General features: G+C 63.0%; 10 protein-coding genes. 6 read left to right on the plus strand and 4 right to left on the minus strand.

All coding sequences use genetic code 11. The features are described 5' to 3' along the window. Window positions 1-149 precede the first annotated feature (149 nt). Genes LUB09_RS00385 through xylB form a run of 5 tightly spaced genes read left to right on the plus strand, consistent with a single transcriptional unit; the run spans window position 150 to window position 6,137 of the window. Complete coding sequence (locus tag LUB09_RS00385) at window positions 150-1,682, plus strand: sugar ABC transporter ATP-binding protein (protein ID WP_231421220.1); 1,533 nt, start codon at window positions 150-152, stop codon at window positions 1,680-1,682. After that, window positions 1,675-2,655, plus strand: a complete 981-nt coding sequence (locus tag LUB09_RS00390) for an ABC transporter permease subunit (protein WP_231421221.1) — start codon at window positions 1,675-1,677, stop codon at window positions 2,653-2,655. Before LUB09_RS00385 ends, LUB09_RS00390 begins: the two co-directional genes overlap by 8 nt. Before the next feature lie 34 nt (window positions 2,656-2,689). After that, window positions 2,690-3,622 carry an ABC transporter substrate-binding protein gene (locus LUB09_RS00395; protein ID WP_231421222.1) on the plus strand — a complete coding sequence of 311 codons (933 nt, stop codon included), beginning with the start codon at window positions 2,690-2,692 and terminating at the stop codon, window positions 3,620-3,622. Between the two features lie 21 nt (window positions 3,623-3,643). Beyond that, window positions 3,644-4,636: a LacI family DNA-binding transcriptional regulator gene (locus LUB09_RS00400; RefSeq protein ID WP_231421223.1), complete on the plus strand. Its 993-nt coding sequence runs from the start codon at window positions 3,644-3,646 to the stop codon at window positions 4,634-4,636. Window positions 4,637-4,652: 16 nt separating this feature from the next. Beyond that, window positions 4,653-6,137, plus strand: coding sequence for a xylulokinase (xylB, locus tag LUB09_RS00405; RefSeq protein WP_231421224.1), 1,485 nt, complete (start codon window positions 4,653-4,655; stop codon window positions 6,135-6,137). 296 nt (window positions 6,138-6,433) lie between these two features. Here the strand turns inward: xylB and LUB09_RS00410 are convergent, their stop codons facing one another. From LUB09_RS00410 to LUB09_RS00420, 3 genes are all read right to left on the minus strand, one after another. After that, window positions 6,434-6,892 (minus strand): REP-associated tyrosine transposase, encoded by a 459-nt coding sequence (locus tag LUB09_RS00410; RefSeq protein ID WP_231421225.1) that lies wholly within the window; start codon window positions 6,890-6,892, stop codon window positions 6,434-6,436. Window positions 6,893-7,256: 364 nt separating this feature from the next. Further along, entirely contained in the window at window positions 7,257-9,236 is a 1,980-nt protein-coding gene (locus tag LUB09_RS00415; protein WP_231421226.1) for a peptidase U32 family protein, read from the minus strand. 80 nt (window positions 9,237-9,316) lie between these two features. Then, window positions 9,317-9,697, minus strand: coding sequence for a RidA family protein (locus LUB09_RS00420; protein ID WP_231421229.1), 381 nt, complete (start codon window positions 9,695-9,697; stop codon window positions 9,317-9,319). Between the two features lie 191 nt (window positions 9,698-9,888). Between LUB09_RS00420 and LUB09_RS00425 the strand changes: the two genes are divergently transcribed. Next, complete coding sequence (locus tag LUB09_RS00425) at window positions 9,889-11,244, plus strand: methyl-accepting chemotaxis protein (protein ID WP_231421238.1); 1,356 nt, start codon at window positions 9,889-9,891, stop codon at window positions 11,242-11,244. A 23-nt stretch (window positions 11,245-11,267) separates the two neighbouring features. Here LUB09_RS00425 and LUB09_RS00430 read toward each other — a convergent pair whose 3' ends face one another. Further along, window positions 11,268-12,971: an ABC transporter ATP-binding protein/permease gene (locus LUB09_RS00430; RefSeq protein ID WP_231421240.1), complete on the minus strand. Its 1,704-nt coding sequence runs from the start codon at window positions 12,969-12,971 to the stop codon at window positions 11,268-11,270. Window positions 12,972-13,170: the final 199 nt, after the last annotated feature.

Below are 13,170 nucleotides of genomic sequence, written 5' to 3' on the forward strand. Positions count from 1 at the left end.
CATTCAACAGATCAAAAACAAGCCAAACCTCGTTGGTGAAACGTTTAACCCCCCGACAAAATGCACACGCAAGCGCTTGCGTAAGCAAATGTATCTGACTACAGTCGGCCTCACTCGATTACAAAAATAATAAATCCAGGAGCTCATCAATGAGCCTTGAACCCTTGCTTGAGATGCAGGGCATCAGCAAAACCTTCAACGGTTTGCGCGTGCTCAACAGTGTCGGCCTGAAGGTCTTCCCCGGCGAGATCCACGCCTTGATGGGGGAGAATGGCGCCGGCAAGTCCACGTTAATGAAGATCCTTTCCGGCGCTTACCAGGCCGATCCCGGCGGTGAAATCCGCATCGACGGCCAGCCCGTACCCACCTTTACCCCCGCGACCGCTAAAGCCCTCGGCATTGCCGTGATCTACCAGGAACTGAGCCTGTGCCCGAACCTGAGCGTGGCCGAGAACATTTACCTGGGCCGTGAACTGCGCCGGGGCTGGACCATCGACCGCAAGGGCATGCAGGCCGGCTGCGTCGAAGTGCTGCAGCGCCTGGGTGCCGAGTTCACGCCAGCCACGCCGGTCAGCAGCCTGTCGATTGCCGAGCGCCAGTTGGTGGAGATTGCCCGTGCGCTGCATGCCCACGCCAGGATCCTGGTGATGGACGAGCCGACCACGCCGTTATCGTCCCGCGAGACCGACCGCCTGTTTGCGTTGATCAAGCAACTGCGCAGCCAGGGCCTGGCGATCATCTATATCAGCCATCGCATGGCCGAGATCTACGAGCTGTCGGACCGCGTTTCGGTGCTGCGTGACGGCCAATACATCGGCGAGTTGACCCGCGATGCGCTGTCGGCCGAGGTGCTGGTGAAGATGATGGTGGGTCGCGATTTGTCCGGCTTCTACAAGAAGGAACACGCCGCCTACAACCCCGGCAACGTGGTGATGCGCGTGCGTGACATGGCCGATGGCAAGCGTGTGCGCCATTGCAGTTTCGACCTGCACGCCGGTGAAGTGCTGGGCATCGCCGGGCTGGTGGGGGCAGGGCGCACCGAGCTGGCGCGGTTGATCTTTGCCGCCGACCCGCGCACCAGCGGCACCCTGGAAGTGGTGGGCAAGACCGTCACCCAACTGCGCAACCCGGCCGATGCGATTCGCGCAGGCGTGGTCTACCTCACCGAGGATCGCAAGGCCCAGGGCCTGTTCCTCGACATGAGCGTGGCCGACAACATCAACGTGTGCGCTTGCGTGCCGGATGCCCACGCCGGCGGCGTACTCGACCGTACGCACGCCGCGCAACGCTCGAATGACGCGATCAAGTCGCTGTCGATTCGCGTGGCGTCGGGCAAGGTCAGCGTGGGCTCGCTGTCCGGCGGCAACCAGCAAAAGGTGCTGCTGGCACGGCTGCTGGAGGTCAAGCCCCATGTGCTGATCCTCGACGAGCCCACCCGTGGCGTCGATATCGGCTCCAAGTCCGAGATCTACCGCATCATCAATCAACTGGCCCAGGCCGGCGTTGGCATCGTGGTCATTTCCAGCGAACTGCCGGAAATCATCGGCACCTGCGACCGCGTGCTGATCATGCGCGAAGGCCAGTTGGTGGCCGAAGTCGGCGGGGCCTCCGGCCACGCCATCTCCCAGGAACGTATTATTGACCTCGCCACCGGTGGCGATCAGGTGGTGGCGCATGGCTGAAGTGAATGGAGCGACAACGACAGGCAAGGCAGAACGGGTTCGCGAGCTGATGCGCGCCGTCGGCATGTTGCCGGTGCTGGTCCTGCTGCTGGTGGGCTTTGCCCTGGCCAGCGAAAACTTTCTGACCCTGCAGAACCTCTCGATCGTCACCCAGCAGGCTTCGGTCAACGTGGTGCTGGCGGCGGGCATGACCTTTGTGATCCTCACGGCGGGCATCGACCTGTCGGTGGGCGCGATCCTCGCAGCGTCCGCCGTGGTGGCGTTGCAGGCCTCGATGTCGCCGCAGTTCGGCATGTTCGGTATTGCGGCGGGCGTGGGCTTTGGCCTGTTGCTGGGCCTGGTCAACGGCGGGCTGATCGCCTTCATGCGCCTGCCGCCGTTTATCGTCACCCTCGGCGCGCTCACCGCCATGCGTGGCCTGGCGCGCCTGCTGGCAGATGACAAGACGGTGTTCAACCCCGACCTGCCGTTCGCCTTTATTGGCAACGATTCGATCCTCGGCGTGCCCTGGCTGGTGGTGATCGCCGTCGCGGTGGTCGCGCTGTCGTGGTTCATCCTGCGCCGTACGGTGATGGGCGTGCAGATCTATTCGGTGGGCGGCAACCCGGAAGCGGCGCGGCTGTCGGGGATCAAGGTGTGGAAGGTGCTGCTGTTCGTCTACGCCATGTCCGGCGCGCTGGCCGGGCTCGGCGCGGTGATGAGCGCCTCGCGCCTGTTTGCCGCCAACGGCCTGCAACTGGGGCAATCCTATGAACTGGACGCGATTGCCGCGGTGATCCTCGGCGGCACCAGTTTTACCGGCGGCGTCGGCACCATCGGCGGCACCCTGATCGGCGCGCTGATCATCGCTGTGTTGACCAACGGTTTGGTATTGCTGGGCGTCTCGGACATCTGGCAGTACATCATCAAAGGCATTGTGATCATCGGCGCGGTCGCGCTGGACCGTTATCGCCAATCCGGTGCGCGCACCTGAGTTTCCTCACACAACAATCACAAGAGAGACCCGCATGAACCTCAAACGCCTGTTTCCCGTAATGGCCCTGGCTGCCCTGATGTCCCAAACCGTCGAAGCCCGTGAGCTCAAAGCACTCGGCATCAGCATGGGCTCGCTGGGCAACCCGTATTTCGTGACCCTGGCCGATGGCGCCACCGCGCGGGCCAAGGAGCTCAACCCCAGCGTCAAGGTCACCTCGGTGTCGGCTGACTATGACCTGAGCAAGCAGTTTTCGCAGATCGACAATTTCATTTCGTCCAAGGTCGACCTGATCCTGATCAACGCCGTCGACCCATCCGCCATGGCCTCGGCGATCAAGAAAGCGCGTGACGCCGGGATCGTTGTGGTGGCAGTGGACGTGGACGCCAAGGGCGTTAACGCCACGGTGCAGACCGACAACGTCGAAGCCGGCAGGCTGGCCTGCCAGTTCCTGGTGGACAAGCTTGGCGGCAAGGGCAACGTGATCATCCAGAACGGTCCGCAGGTCACCGCCGTGACCGACCGCGTCAAAGGCTGCAAAGCCGCACTGGCCGGCGCGCCGGACATGAAAGTGCTGTCCGACGACCAGGACGGCAAGGGCTCGCGTGAAGGCGGGTTGAACGTGATGCAGGGCTACCTCACGCGCTTCCCGAAAATCGACGGCCTGTTCGCGATCAATGACCCGCAAGCCATCGGCAGTGACCTGGCGGCCAAACAGCTCAAGCGCAGCGGCATCATCATCACCTCGGTGGACGGCGCGCCGGATATCGAGAACGCCCTGAAAACCGACACCCAGATCCAGGCGTCCGCCAGCCAGGACCCGTGGGCCATGGCGCAGACCGCTGTGAACGTGGGCAATGACCTGCTCAACGACAAGGCCCCGGCCGAAGCGGTCACCCAGCTCACGCCCAAGCTGATCACCCGTGACAATGTCGGCAGCTACAGCGGCTGGTCGAGCAAACGTTGATTGGTTGAGGGGAACCGCGCCGTGGTCACCATGGATGACGTCGCAAGCAGGGCGGGCGTGTCGACCTCGACGGTGTCCCATGTGCTCAACGGCACCCGCAAGGTCAGCCCGGCCACGGTGCTGGCGGTGCAGCAGGCAATCCAGGCGTTGGGGTACATCCCCAATACCCTGGCGCGCTCGCTCGCGCGGTCGAGCACCAGCACCATCGGCGTGGCGATTTCGGCGCTGTCCAACCATTACTTCAGCGAAACGGTGCACGCGATTGAAACCGAGTGCGCCAAGCATGGCTTCATGATGCTGTTCGTCGACACCCACGACGACCCGGAGCAGGAGCTGCGGGTGGTCACGGCGCTGCACCATCGGCGGGTCGACGGCATTGTACTGGCGCCGTCGAACGGCTCGATGGCCCTGGAATACCTGCGCGCCAACCGGATTCCGGCGGTGCTGGTGGACCGCATGATGAGCGGGCAGTTTGACCAGATCGGCGTGGAGAACACCCAGGCCACCCAGGATCTGATTGCCCATCTGATCGAACACGGCCATCGTCGCATCGGCTTTATCGCCGGGCGTCCGGGTTTCAGCACCACCGATGAACGTGTCGAAGGCTACAAGGCGGCGTTACAGGCGGCGGGGTTGCCGTTCGATCCGCAACTGCTGGTCAACGGCGGCTCGAACACCGAGCCGGCGCGACTGGCGACCGTGCAACTGTTGGCCCTGGATTCACCGCCCACGGCCATCATGGCCGGCAATAACCTGATGACCCTGGGCGCCATGCATGCCCTGCGTGACGCCGGGCTGCAAGTGCCGACGCAGATGGCGCTGGTGGGGTTCGATGATTTTGACTGGGCGGATTTTTTCGTGCCGCGCCTGACGTTGATCGCCCAGCCGGTGCAGGCGCTGGGCACGCGCGCGGTCAACCTGTTGCTGCAACGCATGGCCACGCCTGGCGCGCCGACGCAAAGCGTACGCCTGACGCCGAGCCTGCAGGTGCGCAATTCATGTGGCTGTCATTGATTGGAATCACGTGCGTATGAGCAGTCCTGTTTCTCTCGGTATTGACCTGGGTACATCGGAACTCAAAGCCATCCTCATGGATGCATTGGGCAACGTGCTGGCTCAGACAGGCGTGCGCTTGAGCGTGTCGCGCCGTCATAGCGGCTGGTCCGAGCAGTCTCCGCAGGACTGGTGGCAGGCCTGCTTGCAGGCGCTGGGCAGCTTGCGCACCCATGAGGCCTTCGGCCGCGTGGCCTGTATCGGCCTGTCGGGGCAGATGCACGGTGCGGTATTGCTGGGGGACGACAACCGCGTGTTGTACCCGGCGATCCTGTGGGACGACTCCCGCGCGGTGGCCGAGGCCGAGCAACTGGGCGCAGACTTTGCCGACATCACCGGCAGCCTGCCGATGGCCGGGCTTACCGCGCCCAAACTGCTGTGGCTGCAACGGCACGAACCCGAGGTGTTCAAGGCGATTGATTGCGTGTTATCGCCCAAGGATTACCTGCGCCTGCGCTTTTGTGGCGAGCGCATCAGCGAGATGTCGGACGCCGCCGGCACCCTGTGGCTGGACGTGGCGCAGCGTGAATGGTTCAGCCCCATGCTGCACGCCACGGGCCTTGAGCCTGGGCAAATGCCGAGGCTGGTGGAGGGTGGCGCGGCGAGTGCTCTATTGACGGCGCAAGGGCTGGGCTTGTCCGCCAGTGTGGTGATCGCCGGCGGCGGTGGCGACAATCCTGTCGCGGCAGTGGGCATCGGTGCGATCAACGCCGGTGACGGCTTCATCACCCTGGGCACCAGCGCGGCGATCGTCGCCATCACCGACCACGCCGCCGGCAACCCGGCCAGCGCCGTGCACAGCTTTTGCCATGCGCTGCCCGAGCGCTGGTACACCATGGGCGCCATGCTCGCGGGGGCCAGTTGTTTGCGCTGGGTCACACGGCTCACGGGCACTGCGGATGAGCAGACGCTGCTGGATCTGGTGCAGGCGCACCTGCCCATTTCAGCAAGCGTGCCTCCGAGCACACCGTTATTCCTGCCGTATCTCGCCGGCGAACGCACACCCCATAACGACCCGCTGCTGCGCGGTGGTTTCATGGGCCTGGGGCATGACTGCACGCCTGCCATGCTTGGCTACGCAGTGATGGAAGGCGTGGGCTTCGGCTTGCTCGACGCCTGGCGCGCGGTGCAATCGAGCGGTGCCGAGGTCAGCGCCTTTGCCCTGGTCGGCGGCGGCGCCCGCAGCGAATATTGGGCGCAGTTGCTGGCCAACATCCTCCAGCGCGAAGTGTTCACCCTGCACGGCAGCGAACTGAGCGCCTGCATCGGCGCGGCAAAGCTGGGGTTCCTCGCGATGGGGCAGGGCGCTGATTTACTGGCGGCGGGGATGCCGGTCAAGGCGCGCTACTTACCTGACCCGGCACAGCAACTGGTGCTTGAAGCGCGCTACGGCAAGTTTCAGGGGCTGCTGGCCGCAGCGAAATCTGTCGCGAGCAGGGTTCCTGTGATGAGTGGGCTGTGATGAGCGGGCTTCTGTGGTGAGCAGGTTTTTTTGTGGTGAGTGGGCTTCTGTGGCGAACGGGCTTCCTGTGGCGAGCGGGCTTGCCCCGCGTTGGGGTGCGAAGCGCCCCCGATCAAGCAAAACGCGGTGTACCTGATACGGCTCAGCGTCTGGTTTTGGGGCTGCTGCGCAGCCCAACGCAGGACAAGCCTGCTCGCCACAGGGAATCTGCGCTTAACTGAACGGCATTAGGGCAAGCCCGTTAGCCACAGGAAGCCCGCTCGGCACAAAAATTTCTTCGGCCACCATCCCATGTGTCACAACCAGGCAGCGTCCCATAACGAATAATCGCCAATATGCTCAACCAGCCCCGCCCGTAAAGGGTTGGCAATGATGTAGCGCGCCATTTTGCGGATATCTTCCTCGGCTCTTACTGCTCTATCGTGGTAACCACGTTGCCAGAACCTTTCGCGGCTGTTGCGGGATCGATTAATGCTCAAGGTGCTGCGAGACTTCGTCGCTCGCATCACCTCGGCAAGCGTTGAGTCGTTGAGGTTGAACAGCCAGTGAAAGTGATCCGGCATGACCACCCACGCCAACGAATTAACGCGGCCCGTTTCGTGGGCTCTTTTGAATTCGGTAACCAATAACCGGCCCAACCGAAAGTCCCGAAACAGAGGCAGGCGCTGATGCACCACTGCGGTGACAAGATAAGCACGTCCGGACTCCGAGTAGCGACCGCGACGCAGCAGGTGTGAGTTTGGTTGAAGAGACAATCCGTTGCTCCTTGCATGGATAAGAAACCTCCACGCTAGCAGCGCATTCGAAGCGGCGACGTTGACTACCGTGTCCCCATATTTCAACCAAACACCCAAACCCTTGTGGCGAGCGGGCTTCCTGTGATGAGCAGGCTGTGATGAGCAGGCTTCTGTGGTGAGCAGGTTTTTGTGGTGAGAGGGCTTCTGTGGCGAGCGGGCTTGCCCCGCGTTGGGCTGCGCAGCAGCCCCAATAAAAAACACCGCGGTCTGCCTGACAGATCGCGGTGTCTGGTTCAGGGCCGCTTCGCGCCCCAACGCGGGGCAAGCCCGCTCGCCACAGGAAGCCCGCTCACCACAGAAGCCCGCGAGTTATCGTTTTTGGCTAGTGAGTGCCCTGATAGATAAGATTTTCCGGATTGAAATGCTCCACCACGCTGCCCGGTTGCGGCAACCCCAGGATATGCCCCTTGATCTTGCCCACCACGTGCATTTCGCAGGGCTTGCAGTCGAACTTCAACGTCAGCACTTCATCACCGTGTATCAACTGCATCGGCGCCACTTTGGTTTTCACGCCCGTCACGCCCTTGGCCTGTTTGGGGCACAGGTTGAACGAGAAACGCAGGCAGTGCTTGGTGATCATCACCGGCACTTCGCCGGTTTCTTCGTGGGCTTCGAAGGCGGCGTCGATCAGCTTCACGCCGTGACGGTGGTAGAAGTCGCGGGCCTTCTGGTTGTAGACGTTGGCCAGGAACGACAGATGCGCTTCCGGGTACACCGGCGGCGGTGTGGTCTCGGCCTTGCGCCCGCCACGAGGGTGCGCGGCAACACGGGCAGCGGTGAGGGCTTCGATCACTTCACGGCGTAAGGCCTTGAGCTGCGAGTTGGGGATGAAGAACGCCTGCGGTGCATCCAGGGCGATATCGGTGGCGTGGTACTCGGTGGTACCGAGCTGGCCGAGCAGGTCACGCAGGGTGTCCAGCGCCTGTTCCGGCTTGTTGGCCACGCCAAACGGGCCGGGCAGGGTGATGCTGGCGCGGATGCCTTCTTCGCTGGTGGCAGTGACTTCAAGCTGTTCTTCGCGCAGACGGGCGACCCAGGCCAGGCCGATACGGCGTTCGGCCGAGGTCTTGAGCAGGGCCTGTTGCCAGTTGTGGTCCAGGTTGCGGTTCAGCGGATGGTGCGGGCGCAGCTGATGCAGGCCGGCGGGCATCTCGTTCGGCTCGACGCGGTAGCGGTAGCGCTTCTGCCCGTCTTCCTCGAACTCGCCCCTGGGCTCGGCGATGTTGGCGCGAAAGCCCACCACTTCACGCTTGACCAGCACATTGAGTCCGTCGCCGTTGGACAGCGGCTCATGGGTCACCACCTGCAAGTCGCGCTTGCCGGCCTTTTCCACGGTGCCCACCGGCAGGCCGGTGAAGGTCGGGGTGTCGAAGGCGCCGATGTCGATCTTGCGGTCGCTGACAAAGTAATCGGTGCTGCCCCGGTGAAAGGTCTTTTCCGGATCGGGCAGGAAGAAATGCACGGTACGCCCGCTGGACGCGCGCGCCAGATCGGTGCGGTCTTCGAGCACATCGTCCAGACGCTGGCGGTAATAGGCAGTGATGTTCTTCACATAGCCCATGTCCTTGTAGCGGCCTTCGATCTTGAACGAGCGCACGCCGGCTTCGACCAGGGCGCGGATGTTGGCGCTCTGGTTGTTGTCCTTCATCGACAGCAGGTGCTTTTCAAAGGCCACGACGCGGCCCTGATCATCCTTCAAGGTGTACGGCAGGCGGCAGGCCTGGGAGCAATCGCCACGGTTGGCGCTGCGGCCGTTCTGCGCGTGGGAGATATTGCACTGCCCGGAAAACGCCACGCACAAAGCGCCGTGGATGAAGAACTCAACGGCTGCCTCGGTCTCGTCGGCAATCGCGCGGATTTCCTGCAGGTTCAGCTCGCGGGCCAGCACCAGCTGCGAGAAACCGGCCTGATCGAGAAATTTGGCGCGGGCCAGGGTGCGGATATCGGTCTGGGTGCTGGCGTGCAGCTCGATGGGCGGGATATCCAGCTCCATCACGCCCAGGTCCTGCACGATCAACGCGTCGACGCCGGCGTCGTAGAGCTGATGGATCAGCGTGCGCGCAGGCTCCAGTTCGTTGTCATGCAGGATGGTGTTGATCGTGGTGAAGACGCGCGCGTGGTAACGATGGGCAAATTCCACCAATTGAGCGATATCGCTCACCTCGTTACAGGCGTTATGGCGGGCGCCGAAGCTTGGCCCGCCGATGTAGATGGCGTCGGCGCCATGCAGGATGGCCTCGCGCGCGATGGCGACATCGCGGGCCGGGCTGAGCAATTCAAGGTGATGCTTGGGCAAGGACATAGTTTTTTTAGTCAGGCTTGTCACGGTTGAGGCGCGCATTGTAGCCGTGAAATGCCTGACCGGCATCTACCGCAGGGCTGTCAGGCCTTGGCGGCCATGGCGGTGACTTCCACGCGCATGCCTTTGACGGCCAGTTCAGCCACGCCGACTGCCGCACGCACCGGCCATGGCTTGGCGAAAAAGCGCGTGTACACCGCGTTGAAAGCGGCGCGGTCGGCCATGTCGGTGAGGTAGATGGTCAGGTGCATCACCCGGTCCATCGAACTGCCGGCCTTCTCCAGCGCCACTTTCAGCGCTTGCAGGGTGCATTCGCTTTGCAGGGTGATGTCGCCCAGTTCCAGGCTGCCGTCGACGCGGGTCGGGATCTGGGTGGACACCAGGATGCCGTTGAAGCCGATAACGTCCGAGGAAATCGAGTCGGCGTCGGGATCAGGGGTGAAGGACAGGTCGTGATTGGCCATGGGCGCCTCTTGTTGGCAAAAAAACAGAGGCGCCATGGTCCCTGAAAAGCCCCGCCGGGGCAAACCCGGGCAGCCGTTCCGGGCGCTTATTTTGACGTCAATAAATAAACAGGCCAGCCGCTTAAAGTCGCGTATTTCGCGGCCGATAGCGGCATTGATACAACTGTTTATCCGCGCGCTGAGGGCACGTCATGTTCAACAAATCACTCAAGACAGAACTGGCGGCCAGGACGGCCGAAGTCACCGAGTACAAAGGACTGATTGCTGCGCTCGAGCGCTCCATGGCCGTGGTCGAATTCGATCTCAACGGCAAGGTGCTGCGCGCCAACGAAAACTTTCTGCGGACCCTGGGCTACAGCGCCGCGCAATTGGCCGGCAAGACCCACCGCGATTTCTGTCTGCCGGCGCTCACGGGCAGCCCGGCCTACGCCACGTTCTGGCAGGACCTCAGGGCCGGCAAGTTTGTGTCGGGCACCTTCAAACGGGTGGACGCAAACGGCAAGGTGATCTGGCTGGAGGCCAGCTACAACCCGGTGCTGGATGAGCGTGGCCAGGTGCTCAAGGTGGTCAAGTACGCCCTGGACGTCACCGCCAACGTTGAGCAGGAGGCCGCCACCCGCAGCAAACTGGTGGCGCTGGACCGCGCGATGGCCGTGATCGAGTTCGACCTCGGCGGCCAAGTACTGGACGCCAACCCCAACTTTCTCAACGTGATGGGCTATTCACTGGCAGAACTCAAGGGCAAGCATCACCGCCTGTTCTGCGAGCCGGCGCTGATCAACAGCAACGAATACACCGACTTCTGGCGTCGGTTGAACAACGGCGAGTTCTTCACCGGCCAATTCAAGCGCCTGGGCAAGCATGGCCGCGTGGTGTGGCTGGAGGCCAGCTACAACCCGGTGTTCGACAGCGACGGCAAACTGATCAAGATCGTCAAGTTCGCCAGCGACATCACCGAGCGGGTGGAGAAGTTCGAGGAAGATTCACGCGGCGCCTCCCGGGCCTATCACATCTCGTCCGAAACCGAGCGCTTCGCCGAGCACGGCACCCAGGTGATTCACGACACCGCCACGGAAATGCGCCGCATCGCCGAAAACATCGGCGCTTCCGCCAAGCTGGTGGGGCAGTTGGGCGAGCGTTCCGAGCAGATCACCGCCATCGTCAACACCATTCGCGGGATCGCCGACCAGACCAACCTGCTGGCGCTCAACGCCGCCATCGAGGCCGCGCGGGCGGGGGACCAGGGCCGTGGGTTCGCAGTGGTGGCCGATGAGGTCCGGCAACTGGCCGGGCGCACCAGCCGCTCCACCGCCGAGATTGCCGAAATGATCGGCATGATCCTTTCGGAAACCCGCGATGCGGTCTCCAGCATGAATTCCACTCAGGAAGGCGCGCAACGTGGCGTCAGCCTGGCCGACCAGGCCGGTTCGGTGATCCTGCAGATCCGCACCAGCACCAGCGACGCGGTGCAGGCGGTGAGCATGTTTGCCTCGAAACTGGACGAGTCGGAGGTGATTCCGAAGACCGCCGTGGGCTGGATGGGCTGATCAGCGTGTGCCAGTGAGGGCGCCTAGACCGGCTGCCTCACCGCGCGGCGTACCCATTCCACCTCGTCGCGCAGCTCCAGCACCTGCCCATGAAACCGCTCCAGCGCGGCATTGTGGCCAACGCTGATGAGGATCGTCTGCGGCAGCGTTGCCTTGAGCAACTGGTAGCAACGCGCTTCGTTGGCCGCGTCCATCGCCGCGCTGCTCTCGTCGAGAAACAGCACCGCCGGCCGCGCCAGCAGCGCACGCACAAAGGCGCAGCGCTGTTGCTCGCCGATGCTCAGGGTCTGCGCCCAGTCGCGCTCCTCGGCCAGTTGCGTGCCCAGGTGCGCCAGGTCGAGCTGGTCGAGGAACCGCTGTACCACCGCGTCCTGCTCGGCCGGTGCGGGGTTGGGGTACCAGAGGGTTTCGCGCAGGCTGCCCAGGGGCAGGTAGTTCTTTTGCGAGAGGGTGAGGGCGCGCTCACGGTCATAGGCGACCGACCCCGAGGCATGGTGCCAGAGCCCGGTGAGGGCGCGAATCAGGGTGGACTTGCCATAACCGGACGGCGCGCGGATCAGCAGGCTGTCGCCGGGCTTGAGCGCAAGGTTGAAGCCGCTGAACAGACGGCGGCCGTCCGGCAGCCAGATGTCCAGGTTGCGCACCTGCAAGCCGTCGTGCTGTTGCGTCAGCACGACGGCGGAATCGACCTTGACGTTATCCAGACGCTTCTGGAACCCGTGCAGCCGGTCGATCACCGACTTCCATTCGGCCAGCTCCGGGAACACGCCCACCAGGTAAGCCACGGCCGCATGCACTTCGCCAAAGGCGGCGCTGATCTGCGTCAGACGGCCAAGGGTAAAGACCCCGGCAAAGAACTGCGGCGCCATGATCAACATCGGAATCACCGTGGCGCTGCGCAGGTAGAACGTCGAGTAGCCCATGATCAGCTTCTGCTTTTTCACCAGCACCCAGAAATTCTGCAGGGCGGCTTCCAGGCGCTGATTGAAGCGCTGGTTTTCCACCGCTTCGCCACGGTATTGGGCCACCGAATCGGCGTTCTCCCGCAGGCGCATCAACGAAAATCGAAAATCGGCCTCGCGCCGTTGCTGCATGAAGTTCAGGTGAGGCAGGGCGCGACCGAGCCAGAAGGCGAAGCCGGTGCCCGCCAGCGCATACACCAGCGCCACCCACACCAACAGGCCGGGAATCACCAGGCCGCTATCGCCCAGGGGAATGCGGATCAGGTCGGAGGCCTGCCAGAGGATATTGAGGAACGAAAACAGCGACACCACGGCCGTCAGCAGCCCCAGGCTGAGCTTGAGCGACTTGATGATGAACAGGTCGATGTCTTCGGCGATGCGCTGGTCGGGGTTGTCGACCTCGGTTTCGCTCATTTTCAGCTTCTGGTAGCGCTGGCTGCCCAGCCACTGGTCGAGCGTGTTGCGCGTGGCCCAGCGCCGCCAGACGATGGTCAGCTTCTGCTGGAAGTGAAACGCCCCCACGGTGAACACGGCGAGGGCCACCTGCAGCAGGATGAACTGCCCCGTACCGAGCATGAAACCCGGGTAGTCCTTGGCCTGCAGCGCGTTATAAAAATGCAGGTTCCAGAAGTTGTTGAGGATATTGACGCCCACCAGGCACAGGTTCATCAGCACCGTGCCCAGCAGCAACCGCAGGGCCGGGTATTTCTGTTCCGAGGTCCAGAACGGTCGTGCCAGGCGCCAGAAATTGCGAAGTGTATGCATGGGGGCTGAAGATGTCCGGTCGTTGGCGACGTTGAGTTTGCAGGGGAGGGAGGATAGGATCCGCCAATGCTAATCGCTTGCATTCATAAGGGAAAGCCACAGGAGCATCGGTATCGAATTTCCAGAATGGCTCAAGCAGGCGTGGCCGCCGATTCAGCGGGTCATCCAGCTTGACGCGAATGACCAGCCTTTTCTCGCG

The organism is Pseudomonas sp. Leaf59, assembly GCF_920984685.1.
In the GTDB taxonomy this organism is placed as follows: Bacteria; Pseudomonadota; Gammaproteobacteria; order Pseudomonadales; family Pseudomonadaceae; genus Aquipseudomonas.